This window comes from Salinarimonas sp., from assembly GCF_040111675.1.
Lineage (GTDB): Bacteria > Pseudomonadota > Alphaproteobacteria > Rhizobiales > Beijerinckiaceae > Salinarimonas.
The window spans coordinates 4636849-4659115 of sequence record NZ_CP157794.1; the positions used below are offsets into that span (position 1 = coordinate 4636849).

Below are 22267 nucleotides of genomic sequence, written 5' to 3' on the forward strand. Positions count from 1 at the left end.
GGCCGTCGCGCCCCCTTACGCCGCCGCCGCCAGGCGCTCGTCGACCTGACGCGCCAGGATCGCCGAGAACTCGTCGGCGAAGCCCTCGAGCCGGATCTGCGCCTTGGCCACCTCGGCCTGGAACTTGTTGTAGGCGATGACCGCCGGGATCGCGGCGATGAGCCCGATCGCGGTGGCGAAGAGCGCCTCCGCGATGCCCGGCGCGACCACCGCGAGGGAGGTGTTCTGCGAGGCGGCGATGGCGATGAAGGACGTCATCACGCCCCAGACCGTGCCGAACAGGCCGAGATAGGGCCCGGCCGAGCCCACCGAGGCGAGGAAGATCAGCCGGGATTCGAGCCGCTCCACCTCGCGCTGGATGGTGACGTCGAGCACCTTGTCGATGCGCGCCGGCAGGCTCGCCACCGACCGGCCCGAGCCCTCGAAGGAGCGCTTCCACTCGTGCATGGCGGCGACGAAGACGGAGGCGAGCCCCGTCGTCGGACGCTCCGCCAGCGAGCGGTAGAGCTCGTCGAGCGAGCGGCCCGACCAGAAAACCTCCTCGAAGCGGTCCATCGCCCGGGTGAGGCGGCGGAACAGCAGCGTCTTGTCGATGATGATCGCCCAGCAATAGACCGAGGCGGCGACGAGCCCGATCATCACGAGCTTGACCACGATGTGGGCTTGCCAGAACAGGCCCCAGAGGGAGAGATCGTGCGTCATCGGCGGGTTCGTCCTAGTGTCGGCTCGAGCGCGGGATCGCGCGGCGCGGGGGACGTTCGGCCCGAACAAGGCTTAACGGTTCGGAACGCGTCCTGCAAACGTGGTTCGCGCCGCAACATGTCGAAAATATGAGCGATTGCCAGCGCCGGCGCGGCCTCTCGGCGCTGTTGCGATGAGGACACGATCAGGGTTAACGGAGGCTTGACGCGCAGGCGGCGAAGGGGTGCGGCGCAAGGGCGCTGCGGACGGTGCGGGGGCGGTCGCACGGGCGCTCTGCATGAAGCTCGAGACGTTCGGCGACAGGTCGCCGAGGGACCCCCCTCTCCCCCGTGGAGAGGGGCCGAGGGTGAGGGGCGTACGGAACGGTCCCGCCCTCGATGCAGCGCTGCCCCGCGGTCGAGCCGACGTCGGCACGGGTCGGGTCGGAGCCCTCGCCCCGCGCCCCTCTCCACGAGGGAGAGGGGAATCTCGTCGCGCTCGAGAGACGCATCCGCGCGAGAGAGACGCATCGCGAGCGCCTCCTCACCGGCCGCGCTCCGCCGTCCTCACCCGCCGAGCCGCTCCCGGAGCCCCTCCGGGATCCGCACCGGCCGCCCGCCGCGGATGGCGGCCACGGTCACGTCGGCGGTGACGAGCGCCTCCTCGCCCCGCAGGATGCGCTGCGCCAGCAGGATGGTCGCGCCTTTGACCTCCAGCGTGCGGGTCTCCACCGTCAGCACGTCGTCCATGCGCGCGGGCTTGACCCAGTCGAGCGTCATGCGCCGCACGGCGAAGGCGATCCCCTCCCCTTCCGCGTGCAGCTCCGACTGCGCCACGCCGGCGAGGCGGAGCTGGTCGGTGCGCCCGCGCTCGAAGTATTTCAGGTAGTTGGCATGGTAGACGATGCCGGAGAAATCGGTGTCCTCGTAGTAGACGCGCACCGTCAGGCGATGCACGCCGTCCGCGAACCGGCCCGCGAGCGGGATCAGCGCATCCGTCATGCGTCAGCCCTCGTCCCCGCCCGGAAACAGCCCGAACTGGCTCGCGCCCGGATCGCGCGTCGGCTCCGGCATGCCGAGATGCCGGAAGGCGTGGGGCGTGAGCAGGCGCCCGCGCGGGGTGCGCTGCACGAAGCCCTTCTGGATCAGGTAGGGCTCGATGATCTCCTCGATCGCGTCGCGCGGCTCCGAGAGCGCGGCGGCGATGGTCTCGATGCCCACCGGCCCGCCGCCGAAATTGGTGGCGACCATGGTCAGGTACTTGCGGTCCATCACGTCGAGCCCCACGGGATCGACGTCGAGGAGGCCGAGCGCCTTGTCGGCGAGGCCGCGGCCGACGGTCTCGACGCCCTCCACCACGGCGAAATCGCGCACCCGCCGCAGCAGCCGCCCGGCGATGCGCGGCGTGCCGCGCGCACGCTTGGCGATCTCGTTGGCGCCCTCGTCCGACATGCCGAGCCCCATTACGCGCGCGCCGCGCTTGACGATGAGCTCGAGCTCGCCGACCTCGTAGAACTCGAGCCGCACGGGGATGCCGAACCGGTCCCGCAGCGGCGTGGTGAGCAGACCCGCGCGCGTCGTCGCGCCCACCAGCGTGAAGCGGGGCAGCTCGATCTTCACCGAGCGCGCCGCCGGCCCCTCGCCGATGATCAGGTCGAGCTGGAAGTCCTCCATCGCCGGATAGAGAATTTCCTCCACCGCCGGGTTGAGCCGATGGATCTCGTCGATGAAGAGCACGTCGCGCTCCTCGAGGTTCGTCAGCTGCGCGGCGAGATCGCCCGCCTTGGCGATGACCGGGCCCGAGGTCGAGCGGAAGTTCACGCCGAGCTCGCGCGCGATGATCTGCGCGAGCGTCGTCTTGCCGAGCCCCGGCGGGCCGACGAACAGCACGTGGTCGAGGGCGTCGCCCCGCGCCTTCGCCGCCTCGATGAAGACCTGGAGATTGGCGCGCGCGGCCCGCTGTCCGGTGAAGTCGGCGAGCGAGAGCGGGCGCAGGGACGCATCGACGTCGTCCTCGCGCTTCACGGGGGAGACCAGGCGATCAGCTTCGCTCACGGGCGCTCTCTCTCGTTACCTGCCGCCTCGCCTTTTACAGCCTCGCGCCGCGCGAGCCAGCCCCAAAGGGCCGCGACGAGAGCCTTCGCGCTCTTCACAAAAGAAAAAATCCGGGCGTCGCGCCCGAGCGGCTCTACGGCCAAGCCCCTGCGAGCACGGCGGTTTCTGCCTATCCCCTAGGGAGAGGGCGACCTTTCGGGGCCATGTGAGGAACGGATTCTCGGAACACGAATCCCGTCCCGTCGTTGGTGGAGCATTCCGGCGTCGCGCTTCGCCGTGGCGCAACGAGATCCGAATGGAGGATATCCATGAAGTACATCCTGATGACCACCGCCGCCGCCCTCTTCTTCGCCGCTCCCGCGAGCGCCCAGCAGGCCGCTCCCGATCCGGTCGTCGATTCGGCTCCGGCCGTGCCGCAGACCGCGATCGGCGTGCAGGAGCGCCGCCGCCTCATGACCTCGGACGATGCGACGGCCGCGCCCTCGGGCATGCTGATCGGCGAGGAGACCAGCTCCTGGTACGTGGACTGCACCGATCCGGGCGTGGTCTGCGAAAACTACGAGGGCCTCGCCACCGGTACGGTCGGCACGATGGGCGCCCCCGATCCGGTCGTCGATGCGGCCCCGGCCTCGCCGGACACCGCCGTCGGCGTGCAGGAGCGTCGCCGTCTCCTGACCGATGACGACGCCACCGCGGCGCCGTCCGGTCAGCTGATCGAGCGTCAGTAAGCCAACCGAACGCCTCTGGCGTGACGGTACGGGAAAGCCCCGGCGGGAGCCGGGGCTTTTTCTTGTGCGCTCGACATCGGTCGGGCGCGGCCTGGCGCACAAAAAAGAAGCCCCGGCGTGAGCCGGGGCTTCCCGTGAACCGTGCAGGACGGATCAGAAGTCGCGCTGGATGCGCAGACGGCCGGCCCAGGTGGAGCCGTCGTTGTTGACCACCGTGGCCGGGAGGACCAGGTTGCCGTTGTTGTAGGCGCGGACGGGGTTGTCCGGGTCGATCGAGGTGTAGACCACGTCGGCCGAGAACGTCAGGCCGGAAACCGGGCGCCAGTTCAGGCGGGTACCGGCCTGCCACCAGGTGTAGTCGACGGCGGTGCCGCGTACGACCACGCCGGGAGCAGCCACGAAGCCGGCGGCCGTGGTGGGAACGTCCACCTCGCCGTAGGCGCCCTGGATGTCCTGCCAGATGGTGGGCGTCCAGAAGTGGCGGAACGCGGCCGCGATCGACCAGGCCTCGGTCGTGACGAGCGAGGTGCCCGCGGCATTGAGGTAGGCGTCGTTCAGGCCGAGGTTGAACTCGGCAACCGCGCTCGGAGCGTCGGCGTAGGACACCGCGCCGTCCGCGTAGACCGCCTGCAGCCACAGAGCGTCGCCGGCCGCGATCATCGGCAGGCGGATGTTGACGCCCGCGCCGACGGCCCAGCCGAGCTCGTCGTCGACAGCCACGCCGGGCTGGTTGTGGCGAACCTGATGCAGCGCACCCATCACCTGGGCGGAGCCCCAGGCCTGAGCGACGTTCAGGTTGGCGACGAGACCCGGCAGCTCCTGCCCGCCCTCGAGGTTGTCGAGGCCAGCGGCCGTCGAGGCGCGGATGCCGTTACGACGGGCGAAAGCGTCCTCGATCGAGATCGTGGCCGAGAAGCCCGAGCCGAACGTCGCGGTGTAGGCGAGAACCTCGGTCGACGGATCCGACAGGCCGTTCGAGCCCGACATCAGGTTGCCGCCGAAGAACGAGAAGAACGACGTGATGCGACCGGCAGTCAGCCCAGCGAACTGGATGAAGGCCTGATCGAGCACGGCGTCCGTGGCATCGTTCGTGCTGTTGGCGTTGATGCGGATGAACGAGCGCAGCGTGCCGAACTCGGTCGCCGTGCGGGCGTCGAACGCGATCGAGCCGCGCGCGAAGAAGTCGATGTCGTTCTGCTCACGCTCGACGGTGTAGTCGTTGTTCTCCGAGAAGCGATACTCGGCGCGGACGTAGCCCGAGATCTGCAGGCACGTCTCGGTGCCCGGGATCACGAAGAAGCCCGTGCCACCGATCGGGGCGTTCGGGCAGGTGCGGACGTACTCGACCGGCGCCGCGGCGCGGACCGGAAGATCGGCAGCTTGAGCCCCGGTGACCGCGACCAGACCCGCGGCAGACCCGAGGAGAAGGCTCTTGGCGAGCTTCATTGATGACCTCCAAAGTTTCGAGACCCTGGGGGGCCGGGTGTTTCGCCACGAGAACTCGTCGAGACTCGAAAGCTGTCCCTTTTCCCCTGTGACCCGCCGCCGGTGCCGAAGCGCCGCCAGCGGGCTGCGACAGAGGACCCCCCGTCGCGAGAGAAGGTTTGCCGCGCCCCCCGCCGCCGATCAAGCGCGATTGCGCCGCCGAGCCCCTCGGCGGGGCTGTTCGGATCGCGGTGTTGCACAAAGGCCACGAGAATGGCGGGGTAAGGCCCGGAAATCGCCCGATCCGGCCACCCACCGCGCGCCGGAGCGCCCGCTCCACGGCCGTGAGCCCATGTTTCGGGGAGGCGGACGGCGCGAGTCGCCGCGCCGTCCGCGGGTCGCGCCTCGCACCTGGTGCTCGCGCGCGTGTCCGCGTGTGTGCGCACACGCGAGCACGGGGGCGCGCGCACGGTCGACGGAAGACCGGTTCCGACCCGGGCCGGCGCGCGTGCGCGGGCCCGCCGGAGCCTCGCAGAGCGATTCGCGGACGCCGGCCCGTGTCTTCGCGCCGCGACCACGCTGATTCGCGGCCTGGGCGCGGCAGTTCGGACACCTGCGCGCGGCCCGTTTTCGAATGAGCCGCAAATGAGGCGCGGCCCGATGCGGCGGGGCCTTTGCTGCTGAACGGTTCCGTAAGCTTGTCGGCGCTCGGAACAACTTTCCCGGCCAGGGCGCATATCGGTGTCCGTCGGGCTTCGGCCGTGGTGGTCTGCAAAATTTTGCGCATTACATCGATTTTTATTCGGCAAGCACTTGCCGTCGAGATCAAATTCACGTACCTGAAAGACCTGACGTCATGAACGACGCACGAGCGGATCGGTGAGGTGGTCTTCCACACGGCGCCACGGCAGGTCCGTTCGTACGGATCCCCTGTCACCAGATTAGGACCGGCTCAATGAGCGAACAGACTCAACCCAACAATTACATCGAGCTCGCGGCGGAAATCGTCTCGGCCTACGTGAGCAACAATTCTCTGCCCACGTCCGAGCTTCCGGGCCTCATCGACGCGGTGCACGCATCGCTGACGAAGGTGGCGACCGGCGCGACCGAGCAGCCGGCCGAGGCTCCTGTCCCGGCGGTGCCGATCAAGAAGTCGATTACGCCGGACTACATCATCTGCCTGGAAGACGGGAAGAAGTTCAAGTCGCTCAAGCGCCACCTGCGCACGAAGTACGACATGACTCCCGACCAGTACCGCGCCAAGTGGGGCCTGCCCCCGGACTACCCCATGGTCGCGCCGAACTACGCGAGCGCCCGCTCCGAGCTCGCCAAGGCCATGGGTCTCGGCGCCCAGCGCCGCAAGGCGGAGCCCGAGGCCGCAGCTCCGGCCCGCGGCCGCGGGCGCAAGAAGGTCGCCTGATCGGGCGCATCGCCCGAATCGATCGAGACGGGAAGGCCGCCTTCGGGCGGCCTTTTTTCGTGAGCCGCGCGCTCTCGGCCCGCCCTCGCCTCAGATCCCGCGCCGCGCCTTGGCCGCCTGCAGCGTGTTGGCGAGCAGGCAGGCGATGGTCATCGGCCCGACGCCGCCCGGCACCGGCGTGATCGCCCCGGCCACCGCGCACGCCTCCGCGAAGGCGACGTCGCCGACGAGGCGGGTCTTCTTCGCCGCCGGGTCGTGCTCCGCGGCCGGGTTCGGCACGCGGTTGATGCCGACGTCGATCACGACGGCGCCCGGCTTGATCCAGTCCCCGCGCACCATCTCGGGCCGGCCCACCGCCGCCACCAGCACGTCCGCGCGGCGGCACACGTCCGGCAGGTCGCGGGTGCGCGAATGGGCGATCGTCACGGTGCAGGAGCGGGCGAGCAGCAGCTGCGCCATCGGCTTGCCGACGATGTTCGAACGCCCGATCACCACCGCCTCGAGCCCCGAGAGATCGGGCCGGACGGTGTCGATCAGCATCATCGCGCCCAGCGGCGTGCAGGGAACGAGGCCGGGCATGCCGGTCGCGAGCCGCCCCGCGTTCACCGGGTGGAAGCCGTCGACGTCCTTGTCCGGCGCGATCGCCTCGATCACCGTCTGCGCGTCGATCTGCGCCGGCAGCGGCAGCTGCACCAGGATGCCGTCGACATCGTCGTCGGCGTTCAACGTCGCGACGAGGGCGAGGAGGTCCGCCTGCGTCGTGTCGGCGGGGAGCCTGTGCTCGAAGGAGCGCATCCCCGCCTCCACCGTCTGCGCCGCCTTGTTGCGCACGTAGACACGGCTCGCCGGATCCTCGCCCACCAGCACCACGGCGAGGCCCGGATGCACGCCGCGCGCGGCGAGCGCCCGCGTCTCCTCGGCGACGCGCGCCCGCAGGGCGGCGGCGATGGCCTTGCCGTCGATCGGTGTTGCGGACATGGGGCGCCCTCCTCGGCGGCCGTCGCGGGCGGGCGCGCCCGCATCCGGCTCGCCGCCCCCAATGACCTCTCTCCCGCCCGGTTTCAACCCTCGCCGGCGCAGCATGGCCCCGCGGCCTCGGCATGGCCCCGAACGTCGCCCGGAAAGTTCGCCCCGATGACTGCCGATCTTCCGGTCCGCGCCGCGGCGCCGGTCGAGTACGTCCGCACCTGCCCGAACGCGCCGATCGGCGGCACGGGCTTCTTCGTCATCCCGGGCACCGAGACGTGCCTGCAGATCTCCGGCTACGTGCGCGTCGACTATCGCTTCGCGGAGCAGAACGACCGTGAGATCGACCGTCGTGAGGACGATGTCGAGTTCTTCGCGCGCGGCTCGATCGCGTTCGACGCCCGCACGGCGACCGAGTTCGGCACGCTGCGCTCGTTCATCCGCATCAACGCCGACAGCTCGCTGACTCGCGGCGCCGCCGGCTGGGAGGCCTCCGATGCGGCCGCCAATGATCGCACGTGGACTGCTTCGTCGCAGGGCCAGGGTGCGGCTCTCGACCAGGCGTTCATCCAGTTCGCTGGCCTGACTGCCGGCCGCATCACGTCGTTCTTCTCCTTCTGGGGCGGCGGCATGATGACGGCGAACAACGGCGTGTCCGATCCGTCGACCGAGGTTCTCGCCTACACCGCGACGTTCGGTTCCGGCTTCTCTGCCACCATCTCGGTCGAGAACGGCCTCACCCGTCGTGAAGGCATCGGCAACAATACGGCTCTGTTCGCCCAGCCGGCCGTTCCGCTCGGCTACGGTGGTCAGGAGCTGCCGGATCTCGTCGCCAACCTGAACGTCGCCCAGGCGTGGGGCTCGGCTCAGGTCATGGCCGCCCTGCATCAGGTTCGTCACAACCAAGCCGTTGCCGTCGACGACGAGATGGGCTGGGCGGTCGGTGCGGGCATCAACATCCGCCTGCCGATGATCGCGGCCGGTGACGCCCTCTGGCTGCAGGCCACCTACGCCGACGGCGCGATCGACTACGTGGACCCGCCGACGACGGTCTCCGAGTTCGGTGTCCGCGCCTTCGACGCCAACCTCAACACGGTCGGTGCGGTCACCGATCTCGACACGACCGAGGCGTGGTCGATCGTTGCCGGCTTCCGTCACTTCTGGACCCCGACTCTGTGGTCGGACTTCCAGGGTGGCTACGGCGAGGTCGACAGCAAGCTCACTCCGGTTCTCGCGGCGCCCGTCGCGAACAATGCGTCGGTTGACTACACCTGGTGGCAGCTCGGCACCCGTCTGAACTGGCGCCCCGTGTCCGGCCTGACCTTTGCGGCCGACGTGGTGTACACCCAGATCGATACCGATCTCGCGGTGCAGATCAACGGCTACAACGCTGCGACGGCTCCGAACCTCATCGACGACGAGGGTTCCCGCTGGGCCGGCCGTCTGCGCATCCAGCGCGACTTCTGATCCGCGTCGTCGGATCGCTCTCGAGCCCCGGCGTTCGCGCCGGGGCTCTTCCCGTTTTCGTGGCTGGGCTCGTAAAGGACGAAGCAGGACGCGGTCCTGGCCGATCACCAGAACCGAGACCGGCGATCACCCCCGCCGCGTCTCCACCTTCCGCATCTCCTCGTGGAGATCGTCCGTGCGCAGGTGGCCGTAGCGGGCGCTCATCTGCAGGGTGCGGTGGCCGAGCACGCGGCTGAGCTTGTAGAGGTCGCCGCCGGACTGGACCCACCACGATGCGAAGGTGTGGCGCAGGTCGTGGAAGCGGAAGTCGACGATCGCGGCGCGGTCGCAGGCGGCGCGGAATCCTTTCTTGTTGCACAGGATTCGCGTCCCGTCCGGCTTGCAGAAGAGGAACCGCGACGGCGGACGCCCGGGCCTCGCAATCAGGTCCGAGATCGTCGCGATCGCGACGTCGGAGAGCGGGACCCGCCGCGGCGAGTTGGTCTTGGTTTCCTGCAAGTGGATCTCGCGCCGGCGCAGATCGATCGCGTCGATCGTCAGGCCGAGCAGCTCCTCCTTGCGCATGCCGGTCTCCACCGCGAGCACGATCTGCGGCTTGAGCGTCTCGGACGCCGCGGCGTAGAGCCGATCGAATTCCCGCCGCGTCAGGAAGCGGGTGCGGGGCGGCGATTCCTTCAGGAATTTCTTGCTCAACGCCGTGATCGGGTTGGCGTCGATCCATCCCCAAGAGATCGCCATCGAGAACACCGTACCGAGGAAGGCGATGTCGCGGCGGATCGTCGTATCCGTGACGCCCTTGTCCTTCCGGATCGAGACGAAGCGAGCGAGGATCGAGCGATCGACTTCGTCAAGATGCAGGCGCGGGAATGTCGTGGTCCAGTTCTTGGCGTTCGAGCGGTACGTTCGCCGAGTGCCTTTCTTGACGGTCGCCTCACGGAAGAATCGATCAATCGTCTCGACGAGGGTGTAACGGCGCGCTTTGCTGACACGTGGCGCAGATTTGAATCTCCGTTTTTGCAAAGTCTGGTTTTTTAAGGATGACTAGAGTGCCTGACCTTTATTGTCTTTGCAGAGTTAGGCCGCTCAGCTTCAAGCTGATCGGGCAATCGCTGATATTCCCTTGGGGAAACTGACATCTTCAGCCTCTAATCTAACGCGATTCTAGCAAGCTCAACGCTGAAGGATCTGCAACATAGTAGAATCACGTATGGAGCAGAAGGCGTACCGAGTCCTCTCGTGCGATTTGAGGCTCTTAGCACGAGGTCGAAGTTTCAATTTTCGATTGATCTCCGAGCACCTCCGCATCATTGCGGCCGGCGGCGCGCTCAGACGGCGTGAGCTGGCGATCCGGCCCACGACTGATCGGACCGGCGCACGACAACTCGCCGACATCGATTCGTCGAAAGTCGCCACTCGGCCGCGCGGAAATATTGATTAATTCGCGTTTGACGCCGGACCGCCGCAGGGACCGCGCCGGCTCCGCCGACGGAAGGAAACCTTGCACAGCCGCAAGGGAGGGCCGAGATCGGCGGTCTGCCGCGGTTTCCCGGCAGTGGGCCGCTGCGGCAATGAATAAACACCTCTGATTGCCTTGATGAGCGAGAAAGCGACCTGATGCTTACGCCTGTCCGCTCGACGTTAAGCTCGTCGAAATCTGCTTCGAGAGAACGATTACCTTTTAAAGTTGTAACACATGTAGCGCCTATCGACTTGCATCCGTGATATTTTTACAACGATTATCAAGGGCGCGAACAAGACCCAAGGATGTTTTTTTGCCGATGGTACACGAAAAGGTGGAGACTCGCACGAGCGAGTCGCACCCGCATGCCCCCGGCGAGGCGATGCACGCCGCGACCGCGAGCCGGCGCGGCTGTTGCCGAAGTCGCGCGGCGACAGGACCGAATCGGAGCGCGCCCGCCTGTCAGAGCAAAGCGGGCGCGATGTCGTTCATCAGGAAGCTGCGTAGGAAGAAGATGATCAGCAACAGCACGATCGGCGAGATGTCGATGCCGCCGAGATTGGGCAGGATGTTCCGGATCGGACGCAGGAGCGGCTCGGTGATGCGGCTCAGCACGTCGTAGATCGCGCGGACGACGTCGTTCTGCATGTTGACCACGCCGAAGGCGATCAGCCAGCTGAGGATGGCCGATCCGATGATCACCCATGTCAGAAGGCCCAAAATCAAGTCGATCGTTTGGAAGAGCGCGATCATCTGGTCGTCCTGGCTGCGGATCCGGGGGAGAAGCGAACGTGAGGTGCCGCCGCGCTTCGTTTAGCCGTGATCGCGCGCGAGGACAATGGCGCGTCGGCCGCGCGGCGTGCGGGCGTCGATCTCTTTGGGCGGCGAACGCGAAATCCGCGTTGACAGCCGCCCCCGGCCCGCTTATCAACCGCCAACTCGGACGGCGAGGCCACCCGCCCCGCCCTTCGTCCGGCCGAACCGGCCGGGGCTGTAGCTCAGTTGGGAGAGCGCTGCAATCGCACTGCAGAGGTCAGGGGTTCGAATCCCCTCAGCTCCACCAGGTCCCCTCGATTTCCAAAATATGGTTTTGTATCAGAGATTTGGCGGCTTCTGCCGCCGAGCTGCGTACCCAGAACCGAGCCTAGCGAAGCCGTCGAGCTGTAAGGCGCCTTTGCAGATGAGCTCGATGTCGTCGGTACGCTCGGAATAGGCCGGCAGCCGGTCGCTGAGCACGATTCGGCTCTCCAGGCCGCCGCAGCAATGAACCATGCCCTCGGCGAGGCGCTGCATCACCGCCTCTCGATCTTCGGCTTTCGCGATTCGTATCGAAACGTGACGATACGGGCGAGATCCGGGTGTCGTAGGTGAGCCGGATGTTCGCGCAGTGCTCGGCCACGAGAGGAGCATCCGCGCGAAGCACCTCCGCCCCGAGAAGATCGACGGCGCCGAACGCGCCGACGAGACGCTCCCCCGACCTGCCGAACACGAGCATCGCGCTCCGGCCCGAACGATTACGCTCCGCCGTTCTCCTCAGCGTCCGCGGCATGACGGATCATCGTCTTGCGGAGGAAATCCCGCCTGTCCTTGCGAAGCACGCACGTGCCGCAATAGGCGCCTTCGCTGCGCGCCGTCGTATAGTAGCGACAGCAGCCCGCCCGTTCGCGAAAGGTCTCGCGGAGCGGAAGACCCAAGGGACTTTCCGACGCGTCGATCTCGATGGTCAGGAAGGCGAGCTGGCGGAAGTCGAGCCGTGATCCCGGTCGCCGGATGACGGCTTCGGCTCGTCCCGTCGCGCGATGGAGTTCGCCTGCCTCCTTGCCGAGAAGGAGGTACGCGTTCGCGACGTTGTCGGCGACCAGGCGCCACAGCGCCCCGCGCGATAGACCGCAGGCGCGCGCGACACCGTCGACGAGCGGCTCGAAGACGCGCTCGATCGCCTCGCCGGCGGCATGGGCAGGCAGGTCGCGTTCGGCGCACGGGCCGAGGAAGACGCGTGTTTCGAGGTAGGCGTAGGCTTCGCCGTCCACTGCGCCGTGCGCCAGCGTGCTGCGGTAGGCGGTGACCCGCGGCGAGACCCCCGAGATGTCGCCTCCGGCCAGGTCGAGCGCCGCCAGGCTTCCGCCCAGCTCGTGGGCGAGGCGGTTGACGAGGTACGCGCCCCGGCCCATGGGGTCGAGATCGGGTTCCCGCAGCAATTCCTCCGCCATGGCTCGCTCGCAAACGGCCGGATCGGAGCGGAAATCCGCGAGACGATACTGCCCGTCCTCCAGCGGGTCGGCGAGGGCCGCCGGCTCCGGGAACGCCGCTTGGTACACGGCCAACACGCTCATGCGCCGGTCATCGGCACGCACGGACATCAACGGCTCTCCTCGTGGCCTCGTCCGAGGGGGCGCGCCCCCTGCTCTCCGGAACGCGGTGCAGTCTCGCCGAGATCAGCGAATCGAGAAACGCAGCGGGACCGAGACGGTGACGCTGCCCTGGTGAGATCGAGGCGGCGCGGGCAGCGACGCGCCCGGCCGGACGGTGGCGAGCGCGGCCCGGTCGAGGCTCTCGTCGCCGGCGCTGCCGACGAGGCTCGAGCGGACCACGCGGCCCGACGCGTCGATCGTGAACCGCACGGTCGCGACGCCCTCGATCCGTCGGGCCCGGGCGGCATCCGGGTAGCGCATGCGCGCACGCAAGGCCGCCGCGAGCTCGGCCGAGTAGCGCCGGATCGCGGACGGGTCGGCGCGCGCGCCGGCGCCGGACACCGATTGGCGGGAGGGCGCCGCCGCAGCCGCCTGCGCGGCGCGGCGCTCGGGAGCGGCGCGGCGCTGTGGAGCGGCACGGCGCTCCGGCTCTGCGCGTGCGACCTGGGGAAGATCGTTCGGGCGGGCCGGCGGGGTCGGCAGCGCCACCTCCGCCGTGGCGACGGCGGCCGCGGCGACGACCTCGGCGGTCGCGGGCGGGGGCGGGACCGGCGCCGCCTCTTCCGGCTCGGGCTCCAACGCGTCCGCTTCCTCCACGAAGGCCTCGATCGCGACCGTCTCGGCCGCATCGACCGCCTCCGCCTGGCTCGGCCGGGGAGAGACGGCCTCGGCGACCGGGATCGCATCGGGCGAGACGGGATCCGCCACGTCGGCCTCGACGATCGCGGCGGCCTGCGCCGGGACCGCCACCGCTTCCACCACCTCGGTCGTCGACAGGGGCTCGCTCTCCTGCGGCGCCACGAGCTGCGCAGCGCGCGCCGGCTCTGCCGTCGCGACGGCCTCGACGGGCGCTGGGTTCACCGGCTGCGCCTGCTGTCCCGCGTCCACCACCTCGACGGCTTCGGCGACCTGGACCGGCTCGGCCTCGGGCGCGTCCTCCACCGGCTCCGCCTCGGGCGCGTCCTCCACGACTTCCGCTTCCTCCGGCGGCGTGTCGGTGGCGTCGTCCGGCGGAGCGTCGATCGTCGCGGCCTCGTCGATCGCCGCGATCGGGGGAACCTCGCCGCCCGCCGCGTCGCCGGCCGGGACCAGCGCGACCTCGAAGCCACCGAGGTCGGCGCTCTGCGCGCCGGAGCGCGGCGCCTGCCACAGGATCGCGGCGGCGATGCCGGCATGAATCAGCGCGGCCCCGAGGAGCGCGGGAACCCATTGCCGAGGCCCGGTCTCCATCATCGCCCTACGTCCCCGCCGCCGGGCACGGTCAGCAGGCGCAGCCGCTCGACGCCGGCCTCGCGCAGGAGCTCCATCACCGCGACGACGGCCGTCGCCTCGGCGCGCCCGTCGGCCTTGAGCCGGACCTGCGCCTCGGCGTCGCCCGCCAGCCGCTCGGCGACCGCGGCCCGCAGCGCCGCCTCCTCGACGCGCGCGCCGTCGAGCGCGAGCTCGCCGTCGGCGCCGACGAGCACGAGCAGGTCCCCGGTCTCCGCCGGCCCCTCGCTCGCGGATCGCGGAGGCGCGATCTCGAAGGGGTCCGACGTGGCGAGCCGGCCCGCCAGCATGAAGAAGATGAGGAGGAGAAAGACGACGTTGATGAGCGGCAGGACGCGCTCCTCGTCGTTACGGGGACGGGGCGGCTCGAAGAGCATGAGATCAGCGCCTCCGGTCGCGGATCAGCGAGAGGTCGGCGACCCCGATCACGGCGAGGCCGTCGAGGACGCGGACCGCCTCCTGAAGGGAGACGCCCGGGGCGGGCTCGACGACGACGCGCTGCTCCGGCTTCGCCGCGAGGCGCGCGGCGACGCGCTCGCCGAGCGTCTCCAGCGAGACGGTCGCTCCGGCGAGCCGGACGCCGTCCGGGCGGATCTCGACGAGCAGCGCTCCCTCGACCGACGTCCCGGCCGCCGCCCGCGCGGGGGCGTCGAGCTCGATCGACCGCCAGTCGAGGAACGACGAGGTCAGCATGAAGAAGACGAGGAGGATGAACACGACGTCGATGAGCGGCGTCAGGCTGATCAGCGCGCGCCGCCGACCCTGCGGAGCGCCCGCCTCATTCGCCAGCCGCGACGGCGCTACGGAAACGGGCGGGCTCATGGATCGCGTCCTCGTCTGCCGGATCGGCGTCCTCGGAGAGGTCGTGGGTGAATACGCGGGTGACGACGCTGTCCATCTCGAGGGCCAGTCGGTCGACCTTGCGCTCGAGCCAGTTCAGGACCACGACGACGGGCATGGCGACGGCGAGGCCGACCGCGGTGGTCAGGAGCGCCTCCCAGATACCGCCCGACAGGATCGCCGGGTCCACCTGGTTGCCCGCCGCCTCCAGCTGGCGGAACGCCTCGATCATGCCGAGCACGGTGCCGAACAGGCCGAGCAGCGGCGCGAGCGACGCGATCACCTCGAGCGGCCGGAACCACGACCGCAGCGCCGCCAGCACGTCGCGGCCGTAACGGACCACCTCCTCGCGCACCTTCGCTTCCGGGAGCCCCCGCCGCTGGCCGCGGATCGCCCGGATCAGGGCCTGGGCGACAGGGTTCCTCGCCCCGCGCAGCCGTTCCAGCGCCTGCGCCTCCCGGCCCGCGCGCCACAGCGCGAGCCCCTCGCGCGCCGCCGTGCGGTCGCCGAGCCCGAGGGCGCGAAACTGCATCAGCTTCACGAGCACGATGGCGAGCGCCACCACCGAGAGCGCGAGCAGGACGGCGACCACGGGCCCGCCGACCTGCAGGAGCTCGAGCGCGCGCTCCGTCACCCCGCCGGGCGCGTCGGCCAGCGCGGGCGCTCCTTCCGCCGCGCCGTCCGCAAGCGCCTGTCGCGCCGGCTGGGCGGCGTCGGCCGGGGCATCCGCCGGCTGCGATCCCTCCCCCGCCGAGGCGGGCGGGGTCTCCGGCGTGGAAGGCGGGGCGTCGGCGGTGCCGAATTCTTCGTTCATGCTGGACCGTTCTGGAGCAGGGGGCGAGCGGCGCGCCGCCACGCGCGCGGCGCTCTCGTCGAGACCGCCGGCGGCGGCCGGCGCGCGTCACTTCAGGAAGGGCACGGACCTGGTGCCGACGGCGATCTGCGAGAGGCAGTCCTCACGCGGTCCGCTCTCGCCTTCACAGGCGAGGACCTCGTTGAGGAGGACGCTGCCGACGCCCTCGCAGGTCACGTCGGTGAAGTCGAAGAGCTTGATGACCGTCTTGTCCCCGGGCAACGGCCCGAGCTGGATCGCGAGCCGTCGGGCGACGACGCCGTCGGTGTCGAGCGCGAACAGGTCCAGACGGAACGTTTCGAGCGCCGCGGAGCGGTTCTCGATCATCAGGTAGGCGCGGCAGGCGTCGCCGACCGTTTCGAGACGGTTGAGCTCGAGCCCGATCGGCCGGCCCTCGTCCTGCGCGATTGCGCCGCTCATGGCCGACGTCGAGATCCAGCATGCGCCGGCGGCGCCGAGGCAGAAGCGGAGGGAACGCTGTGCGACTGTTCTGATCATCGTCTCGAGCCGTGAAATTCGCAGAGGACGGCGTTGATCGCTTATTCCCGCGCTGGATGCAAGTGCAAGACAGAATTTTTGATACGTTCCAAAGTACACTGACGCTCATGACGAACCATCACGTCTCTGCAATCTCTTGCGTCACGAGACGATCTCTGCATGGATGCTCTCTCCGACCAGGACGAGGCGGCTCACGTCGAGGGCGGCCTCGTTCCCGGAGCGCCGACGTCTCGTTTGGAAGCAGTGTAAGCTGATATTCACGCGATTACGGCTCGGCGATGATCCACTCGTCTAGTCGCCGCCGCGGCGCAGGAGCAGCATGAGAAGTGGCGCGCCGACGAGTGCGGAGATCAAGCCGGCCGGCAATTGGTAGGGGAAGTCCATCACGCGGCCGAGCCAGTCGGCGACGACCATGAGCCCGGCGCCTGCGAGCGCCGCGCCCGCGACCTGTGGCAGGCCGCGGGCGAGGCCGAGCTCCCGGGTGACGTGCGGCGCCATGAGGCCGACGAAGCTCAGAGGCCCGACGACGAGCGTCGCGGTCGCCGTGCACGACGCCGCGAGCACCAGGAGCGCCGCACGCGTCGTGGCCAGCCGCAATCCCAGCCCCGCTGCGGCCGCCGGGCCGAGAACGAGAAGGTCCAGCCATCGGCGGGCCAGGAGCGTCGACGACAGGAGCAAGCCCGCGAGCCCGGCGGTCATGAGCGCCGACGAGGCGTCCACGCCGGAGGTCGAGCCGCTGATCCAACGCAGGACCTGAAGGGCGCGTGGGTCTCCCGTCGCCGCGAGCGCGCCGGCGATCGCGTCGACGAAGGCGCTCAGCGCGATGCCGGCGAGGAGCACACGCTCGGGCGCGAAGCCGGAGCGACGCCCGAAGGCGAAGATCGCGACGAGAACGACGAGGGCGGCGAGAAAGGCGGCGCCGATCTGCCCGCCGGAACCGAGCGTCGGCGCGAGGAAGATCGCAAGGGTGACGCCGAGGGTCGCTCCCGCGCTGATGCCCAGGATCTCGGGGCTCGCCATCGGGTTCGCCGTCAGCCTCTGCAGGATGGCTCCCGCGCAGGCGAGAAGGACACCTGCGGCGCCCGCCGCGACCACGCGGGGCCAGCGCCAAGGCAGGACCGAGGCCCAGTCCTCCGCGGCCAGGATGGCCCAGCTCCCGTCCGGAGCGCGCCCGACGACCAGCGCGCCGGCCACGACGAGGCCGAGGACGCCGGCGAGCGGCGCCAGAAGGCGCGAGGGTCGGACGCGCCGGCGCGCGGACACGCCGCCGGCGTCGAGCGCGCTCCCGGCGAGGCTGCGCAGGCGCGGCAGGAGAAAGAGGAGGAGCGGCGAGCCGAGGAGCGCCGTGACGGCGCCCGTCGGGACGAATTGCCCGATGGAGCCCGCGAGCGCCTGCACCGCTTCGTCGGTGAGCCACAGGAGGCTTCCCCCGATGAGCGGCGACCAGACGAGCCGCGCCCGCAGGCTCCGCGCCCCGGCGAGCCGCGCGATGGCCGGGGCGACGAGGCCGACGAATCCGATCACGCCGACGGCGCTGGTCACGAAGGCGGCGAGGGCGACGGCGACGGCGATCCCCGAGACGCGCACGGCGCGCACCGGCACGCCGAGCGCGCGCGCGCCTCCCTCGTCGAGATCGAGCAGCGCGAGCGGCCGCACGAGAAGCGCGGCCAGGACCACGAGGACGGCGATCCGCGCCAGCAGGGAGACCGGAACGCTCCAGTCCTGCTGCGCCAGGGATCCGCCGCCCCAGATGAACAGGCTGACCAGGTAGCGGTCGTTCATCAGCACCAGGAGCGCGGCCAGCGCCCCGCAATACAGGCTGGCGACGAGACCGGCGAGCACGAGCGCGAACGGCGAGTAGCCGCGACGGGACACCAGCGCCAGGACGACCGTCATGGTCAGTGCGCTTCCGGCGAGCGCGACGAGATCGCGCCCGAACCCGAGGAGCAGCGGGAACCAGAGGGTCGCGACGGCGAGGGCGAGATTCGCGCCGGCGGAGACGCCGAGCGTCGTCGGAGAGGCGAGCGGATTGCGCAGGACCTGCTGCAGGATCGCGCCCGCGAGCGCCAGGGCGGCGCCGGAAAGGATCGCCGTGGCGATGCGCGGCAGCCGCGCGTGCAGCAGCAGCATGCGCGCCATGTCGTAGCCGGCCGCAGGCTCGCGAAGCGCCATGAGCTGCGGCCAGAGCAGGACGAGAGCGAGGCCGAGCGCGGCCGTCCCGAGCGCGCCGGCCACGACGCCCGGATGGATGCGCGGCGTCGTAACCATCACGCGCGCCTCGTCAGGTGCTCGGTGAGGAGCCGCGCGAAGCGGAGGGCGGACGGCACCATGCCGAACATCAGAACGCCCGGGAGCGTCGACACGCGGTTCTCCCGGACGAAGGGCAAGGCCCGCCACAGCGGGCTCGCCCGCAGCGTCGGCAGGATCGCGGGCGGGACGGGCTCGAAGGCGACGAGGGCGGCTGCGTCCGGGACGCGGGACAGCTCCTCGATGCCGATCGTCCGGAAGCCCCAGAAGTTCGTCGGCCCGCTCCAGGCGTTGACGAGGCCGAGCCGATCGAGAACGTCTTGATAGAGTCCGTGGCGCCCGAACACCCGCGCGTGCCGCGCGTCCATGAAGTTGACGAGAGCGAGCGGCGGCACGGCGATCCCGGCGAGGCGCGCGCGGAGCGCCGCGAAGGTGGCGTCGGCCTCGGCGAGGAACGCTCGCGCCGCGTCGATCCGGCCGATGCGGGCGGCGAGCTCGAGCGTCTGCGCCTCGGCGCGGGCCAGCGGCCGGCCGTCCTCGGCGTAGATCGTCAGCGTCATGACGGGCGCGATGCGCTCCAGCGTCGGCGCGAGCGGCGCGAGATAGGGCGTCAGCAGTATCAGTTCGGGCCGGATCGCGGCGAGCAGCTCCATGTTCGGCTCGAGATCGTCGCCGAGGTCGACGATGCCGGCGGGCAGCGCAGGGTCGACGACCCAGACGTCCCAGTCCGCCGCGTCGGCCACGGCGACGGGCGGCAGGCCCAGCGCGAGCAGGGTGGTCGCCGCGCCGTAGTCGAGCGAGGCGATCCGCTCGGGGCTCGAGGCGCGGGCGAGCGTGGCGGCGGGCGTCGCGAGCACGCAGCCGAGCGCCTTCAGGAGCCCGCGTCGGCACGGCTCCGGGCGGAGCGTCCGGTCAGAGCGCATAGGCCACCGGATCGCCGGACGCCTCGTTCGCGACGACCGCCATCGGCACGCCGTAGACGCGGTGAAGCACGGCGGGCTCCACGACGGCGCGAGGCGTTCCCTGCGCGATCAGCCGCCCTTGTTTCAGCGCGACGATGCGGTCGCAGAACCGCGCCGCCATGTTGAGGTCGTGGAGCACCACGATCACGCACAGACCGCGCTCGTGGCACAGCCTGCGCAGGAGCGCTAGGATCTCGATCTGATGAGCGATGTCGAGGGCCGAGATCGGCTCGTCCAGCAACAGGCAGCGCGCGTCCTGGGCGACCAGCATCGCGATCCAGGCCCGCTGCCGCTCTCCGCCCGAGAGCGTGTCGACCATGCGGTCGTGCAGACCGTCGAGGCGGGTGAGCGCCAGCGCCTCCTCGACCTTCATGCGATCCCGCGCGCCGAAGCGACCGAGGGCGCCGTGCCAGGGATAGCGTCCGTGCGCGACGAGCTCGCGGACCGTCAGGCCGAGGCCACGCGGCGTCTCCTGCGCCAGGAACGCGACCTCGCGCGCGAAGGCGCGGGCGGGCCATCGCGCGAGCTCCAGGCCGCGAAGGCGCGCCTCGCCGGCGGTCGGCGCGATCTGCCGCGCCAGCAGCTTCAGGAGCGTGCTCTTGCCGGACCCGTTGTGGCCGACGACGGCGCTCGCCTCGCCGGCCGCGAATGCGAGGTCGAGCGGGTGCAGAAGCACCCGCTCCTCCACGCGGTACGCGAGGCCGCGGGTCCTCAGCGCCTCGTCCGAGGCCGGCCTCGTGTCGAGATCGTCGGACACCATGTCACCAGCGGTACCGAAGGCTGCCGATGATCGTGCGCCCCTCGTCCCGATAGCAGTAGCCCGCCGAGCACGTCGTGCCACGCTCGTCCAGGATGTTGCGCGCGTTGACCTGGAGCCTGAGCCCCTCGAGCTGCGGATTGCGAGCGCCGAAATCGTAGTGCAGCGCGCCGTCGACGAAGATACGGTCGTCGTTGACGATCGTGTTCGCGTCGTTGCCGAAGCTCTCGCCGACATAGCGAAGCCCCAGCGCCCCACCGAGCCCGGCCGCCGCGCCGCCCTGGAGCGTGTAGTCGCCCCAGATCGAGAAGGTGTGCGCGGGCGTCGCGTTCAACGTATTGCCGGTGAAGCCCGCCTTGCTGTCTCGGATCTCCATGTCGACGTACGCGTAGGAGGCGATCAGGTCCAAGCCGTTCCGCAGGCTCGCGTTCGCCTCGATCTCGAAGCCCCGCGAGCGCAGGCTGCGGTTGACGAGCGTATTGACGGGGCCGCTTCCCGTATCGATCACCTCGAACACGACCGCGTCCTGCTGCTCGATGTCGAACAGCGCCGCGGTGAGCACGGCGTTGTAGCCGGGGACCATGTACTTGAGGCCGATCTCCTTCTGCTCGCCGATCGTGGGGTTCGCCGGGCTGCCGTTCAGGAGGGTTCCGACGTTCGGCGTGAAGGAGGTGGTCCAGTTGGCGTAGGGCACGAGCCCGAACGACGTCTCGTAGGACAGGCCGACGCGCCAGGACGTCTGCTGCTCGTCCTGCGTGATCGTCGTCGTCGCGTTGCGCGTCTCGCCTTCGAGCCAGTCGTGCCGCGCGCCGAGCGTCAGGTGGAAGTCGTTCCAGGCGATCTGGTCCGACACGTAGACGCCGACCTGCTCGAGCTTCTGCGCCGAGTTGAAGCGCAGCGGCAAGGTCTGCCCCTCCGACGGGAGCGCGGCGAACGGGTTCTGGTACTGATCGAAGGCGATGCGCCCGTAATCGAGGCCGACGATCAGGCGATGCTCGATGTCCCCGAGGGTGAACTCGGACAGCAGCTGGTTGTCGACCACCAGCGTTTCGGACTCCTCCGCATTGCGGCCGGCGAACTGCGTCAGTCCTGCCCCGGCATCATACCAGAAGGCGTACTCGAGGTCGTTGTCGAGCCACGTATAGCGGAAGTTCTGCCGCAGCGTGAAGGTATCGTTCAGCCGATGCTCCAGCTCGTAGCCTGCGCGCGCCTGCTGTTGGCCGAAATCGTTGAACGACCGGGCGCCGCTGTAGAGATCGGTGATGCCGTCGGCGTCGTTGTAGAACGCCGCGGTTCCGCCGAGCGTCGAGTCCATGTACTCGGTCAGCACGGTCAGCTTCGTGTCGGCGGTCGGCCTCCAGGTGAAGGCGGGGGCGATGTAAGCCCGGTCGTTCGGGAAGCCCGGCAGCACCGTCTCGCTGTCGCGCAGGAGGCCCGTCAGCCGATAGAGAAGCGTGCCGTTCGCGTCCACGGGGCCGGAGATGTCGAAGTTTCCCTGGTAGCGATCATGGCTTCCCGGCTGGATCTCGACCTCGCGGAACGCGGACTCGGTCGGCCGCTTCGTCATCAGATCGACGAGCCCGCCGGCATTGGAGGCGCCGTAGAGCGCCGAGGCCGGGCCCTTCAGGACGGTGATGCCCTCGAGCCCGTAGGGCTCTTGGCGATACAGGCCGGTGGGGCTGTTGTATTGCCGCAGCCCGTCCCTGAAGATGCCGGAATAGGTCGCCTCGAAGCCGCGGATGAAGAAGGCGTCGAAGCGGGGATCGAAGCCGTAGGCGCCGACGCGCACGCCAGGCACGTACTCGACCGCCTCCTGCAGCGTCCTCGGGTTCTGATCGTCCAGCTGCCGCTCGGTCACCGTCGAGATCGCCTGCGGCACCCGGATCAGAGGCGTGTCGATCTTCGAGCCGATCCGCCCGCTCGTCGCCACGTAGCCGTCCTGGACGAGGATGTCGTCGCTCTCGGCCTCCACCACGATCTGATCCAGGACGATGGTGTCCTGCGCGAGGGCCGGCATGAAAGGCGTCGCGATCGCCGTGGCGCCCATCAACGCACTCGAGGTTATTCTTCTTCTTTTCGACTCCGAACTCACGACTCGCACCTTTTTCGATTGCATGAACAGACGCATGACCAGCGTCGGGCCGGCATGGCTGGAAGCGCATTCGAGCCATGAAGCGCTTAGTAGAAAAGGCCGATTTTCAAGTCAACGCGCAATCTATCGAAAACTCTG

General features: G+C 69.6%; 21 protein-coding genes and 1 tRNA gene. 4 read left to right on the forward strand and 18 right to left on the reverse strand.

What is annotated here, in order from left to right; translation table 11 throughout:
• Nucleotides 1-15: 15 nt before the first annotated feature.
• From tolQ to ruvB, 3 genes are all read right to left on the reverse strand, one after another.
• Entirely contained in the window at nucleotides 16-702 is a 687-nt protein-coding gene (gene tolQ / locus ABL310_RS21505) for a protein TolQ (RefSeq protein WP_349369040.1), read from the reverse strand.
• Between the two features lie 545 nt (nucleotides 703-1247).
• The gene (ybgC, locus tag ABL310_RS21510; protein WP_349369041.1) at nucleotides 1248-1682 is read right to left on the reverse strand and encodes a tol-pal system-associated acyl-CoA thioesterase; all 435 of its coding nucleotides are present in this window, start codon (nucleotides 1680-1682) and stop codon (nucleotides 1248-1250) included.
• 3 nt (nucleotides 1683-1685) lie between these two features.
• Nucleotides 1686-2735, reverse strand: a complete 1050-nt coding sequence (gene ruvB / locus ABL310_RS21515; protein ID WP_349369042.1) for a Holliday junction branch migration DNA helicase RuvB — start codon at nucleotides 2733-2735, stop codon at nucleotides 1686-1688.
• A 308-nt stretch (nucleotides 2736-3043) separates the two neighbouring features.
• Between ruvB and ABL310_RS21520 the strand changes: the two genes are divergently transcribed.
• The gene (locus ABL310_RS21520) at nucleotides 3044-3463 is read left to right on the forward strand and encodes a hypothetical protein (RefSeq protein WP_349369043.1); all 420 of its coding nucleotides are present in this window, start codon (nucleotides 3044-3046) and stop codon (nucleotides 3461-3463) included.
• Nucleotides 3464-3616: 153 nt separating this feature from the next.
• On the opposite strand, the gene ABL310_RS21525 is transcribed toward ABL310_RS21520, so the two are convergent.
• Entirely contained in the window at nucleotides 3617-4909 is a 1293-nt protein-coding gene (locus ABL310_RS21525; RefSeq protein ID WP_349369044.1) for a porin, read from the reverse strand.
• A gap of 934 nt (nucleotides 4910-5843) precedes the next feature.
• Between ABL310_RS21525 and ABL310_RS21530 the strand changes: the two genes are divergently transcribed.
• Nucleotides 5844-6308 carry a MucR family transcriptional regulator gene (locus ABL310_RS21530; protein WP_349369045.1) on the forward strand — a complete coding sequence of 155 codons (465 nt, stop codon included), beginning with the start codon at nucleotides 5844-5846 and terminating at the stop codon, nucleotides 6306-6308.
• Nucleotides 6309-6398: 90 nt separating this feature from the next.
• Here the strand turns inward: ABL310_RS21530 and folD are convergent, their stop codons facing one another.
• Nucleotides 6399-7286 (reverse strand): bifunctional methylenetetrahydrofolate dehydrogenase/methenyltetrahydrofolate cyclohydrolase FolD, encoded by an 888-nt coding sequence (gene folD, locus ABL310_RS21535; protein ID WP_349369046.1) that lies wholly within the window; start codon nucleotides 7284-7286, stop codon nucleotides 6399-6401.
• 156 nt (nucleotides 7287-7442) lie between these two features.
• Between folD and ABL310_RS21540 the strand changes: the two genes are divergently transcribed.
• Nucleotides 7443-8741, forward strand: coding sequence for a porin (locus ABL310_RS21540; protein WP_349369047.1), 1299 nt, complete (start codon nucleotides 7443-7445; stop codon nucleotides 8739-8741).
• Between the two features lie 126 nt (nucleotides 8742-8867).
• Here ABL310_RS21540 and ABL310_RS21545 read toward each other — a convergent pair whose 3' ends face one another.
• Together ABL310_RS21545 and ABL310_RS21550 are read right to left on the reverse strand one after the other, a co-directional pair.
• Complete coding sequence (locus tag ABL310_RS21545) at nucleotides 8868-9761, reverse strand: tyrosine-type recombinase/integrase (protein ID WP_349369048.1); 894 nt, start codon at nucleotides 9759-9761, stop codon at nucleotides 8868-8870.
• 901 nt (nucleotides 9762-10662) lie between these two features.
• Complete coding sequence (locus ABL310_RS21550; RefSeq protein ID WP_349369049.1) at nucleotides 10663-10953, reverse strand: YggT family protein; 291 nt, start codon at nucleotides 10951-10953, stop codon at nucleotides 10663-10665.
• A 234-nt stretch (nucleotides 10954-11187) separates the two neighbouring features.
• On the opposite strand from ABL310_RS21550, the gene ABL310_RS21555 reads away from it, so the two are divergent.
• A tRNA-Ala gene (locus tag ABL310_RS21555) sits at nucleotides 11188-11263 on the forward strand.
• 32 nt (nucleotides 11264-11295) lie between these two features.
• Here the strand turns inward: ABL310_RS21555 and ABL310_RS21560 are convergent.
• From ABL310_RS21560 to ABL310_RS21610, 11 genes are all read right to left on the reverse strand, one after another.
• Nucleotides 11296-11493 carry a hypothetical protein gene (locus ABL310_RS21560; RefSeq protein ID WP_349369050.1) on the reverse strand — a complete coding sequence of 66 codons (198 nt, stop codon included), beginning with the start codon at nucleotides 11491-11493 and terminating at the stop codon, nucleotides 11296-11298.
• A 221-nt stretch (nucleotides 11494-11714) separates the two neighbouring features.
• A complete protein-coding gene (locus ABL310_RS21565) occupies nucleotides 11715-12560 on the reverse strand; it encodes a hypothetical protein (RefSeq protein ID WP_349369051.1) in 846 nt (281 codons plus the stop codon).
• Nucleotides 12561-12635: 75 nt separating this feature from the next.
• Entirely contained in the window at nucleotides 12636-13844 is a 1209-nt protein-coding gene (locus tag ABL310_RS21570; RefSeq protein WP_349369052.1) for a TonB family protein, read from the reverse strand.
• Nucleotides 13841-14257 (reverse strand): biopolymer transporter ExbD, encoded by a 417-nt coding sequence (locus ABL310_RS21575; protein ID WP_349369053.1) that lies wholly within the window; start codon nucleotides 14255-14257, stop codon nucleotides 13841-13843. The genes ABL310_RS21570 and ABL310_RS21575 overlap by 4 nt, the downstream gene beginning before the upstream one ends.
• 4 nt (nucleotides 14258-14261) lie before the next feature.
• Entirely contained in the window at nucleotides 14262-14702 is a 441-nt protein-coding gene (locus ABL310_RS21580; RefSeq protein ID WP_349369054.1) for a biopolymer transporter ExbD, read from the reverse strand.
• Nucleotides 14659-15534, reverse strand: coding sequence for a MotA/TolQ/ExbB proton channel family protein (locus ABL310_RS21585; RefSeq protein ID WP_349369055.1), 876 nt, complete (start codon nucleotides 15532-15534; stop codon nucleotides 14659-14661). Before ABL310_RS21585 ends, ABL310_RS21580 begins: the two co-directional genes overlap by 44 nt.
• A gap of 87 nt (nucleotides 15535-15621) precedes the next feature.
• Nucleotides 15622-15993 carry a Tat pathway signal protein gene (locus ABL310_RS21590; RefSeq protein WP_349369056.1) on the reverse strand — a complete coding sequence of 124 codons (372 nt, stop codon included), beginning with the start codon at nucleotides 15991-15993 and terminating at the stop codon, nucleotides 15622-15624.
• A gap of 369 nt (nucleotides 15994-16362) precedes the next feature.
• Nucleotides 16363-18339, reverse strand: coding sequence for a Fe(3+)-hydroxamate ABC transporter permease FhuB (gene fhuB / locus ABL310_RS21595; RefSeq protein ID WP_349369057.1), 1977 nt, complete (start codon nucleotides 18337-18339; stop codon nucleotides 16363-16365).
• Complete coding sequence (locus ABL310_RS21600) at nucleotides 18339-19241, reverse strand: ABC transporter substrate-binding protein (RefSeq protein ID WP_349369058.1); 903 nt, start codon at nucleotides 19239-19241, stop codon at nucleotides 18339-18341. The genes fhuB and ABL310_RS21600 overlap by 1 nt, the downstream gene beginning before the upstream one ends.
• Complete coding sequence (locus ABL310_RS21605) at nucleotides 19231-20040, reverse strand: ATP-binding cassette domain-containing protein (protein WP_349369059.1); 810 nt, start codon at nucleotides 20038-20040, stop codon at nucleotides 19231-19233. Before ABL310_RS21605 ends, ABL310_RS21600 begins: the two co-directional genes overlap by 11 nt.
• 1 nt (nucleotide 20041) lies before the next feature.
• Complete coding sequence (locus ABL310_RS21610; RefSeq protein ID WP_349369060.1) at nucleotides 20042-22165, reverse strand: TonB-dependent siderophore receptor; 2124 nt, start codon at nucleotides 22163-22165, stop codon at nucleotides 20042-20044.
• Between the last annotated feature and the right edge of the window lie 102 nt (nucleotides 22166-22267).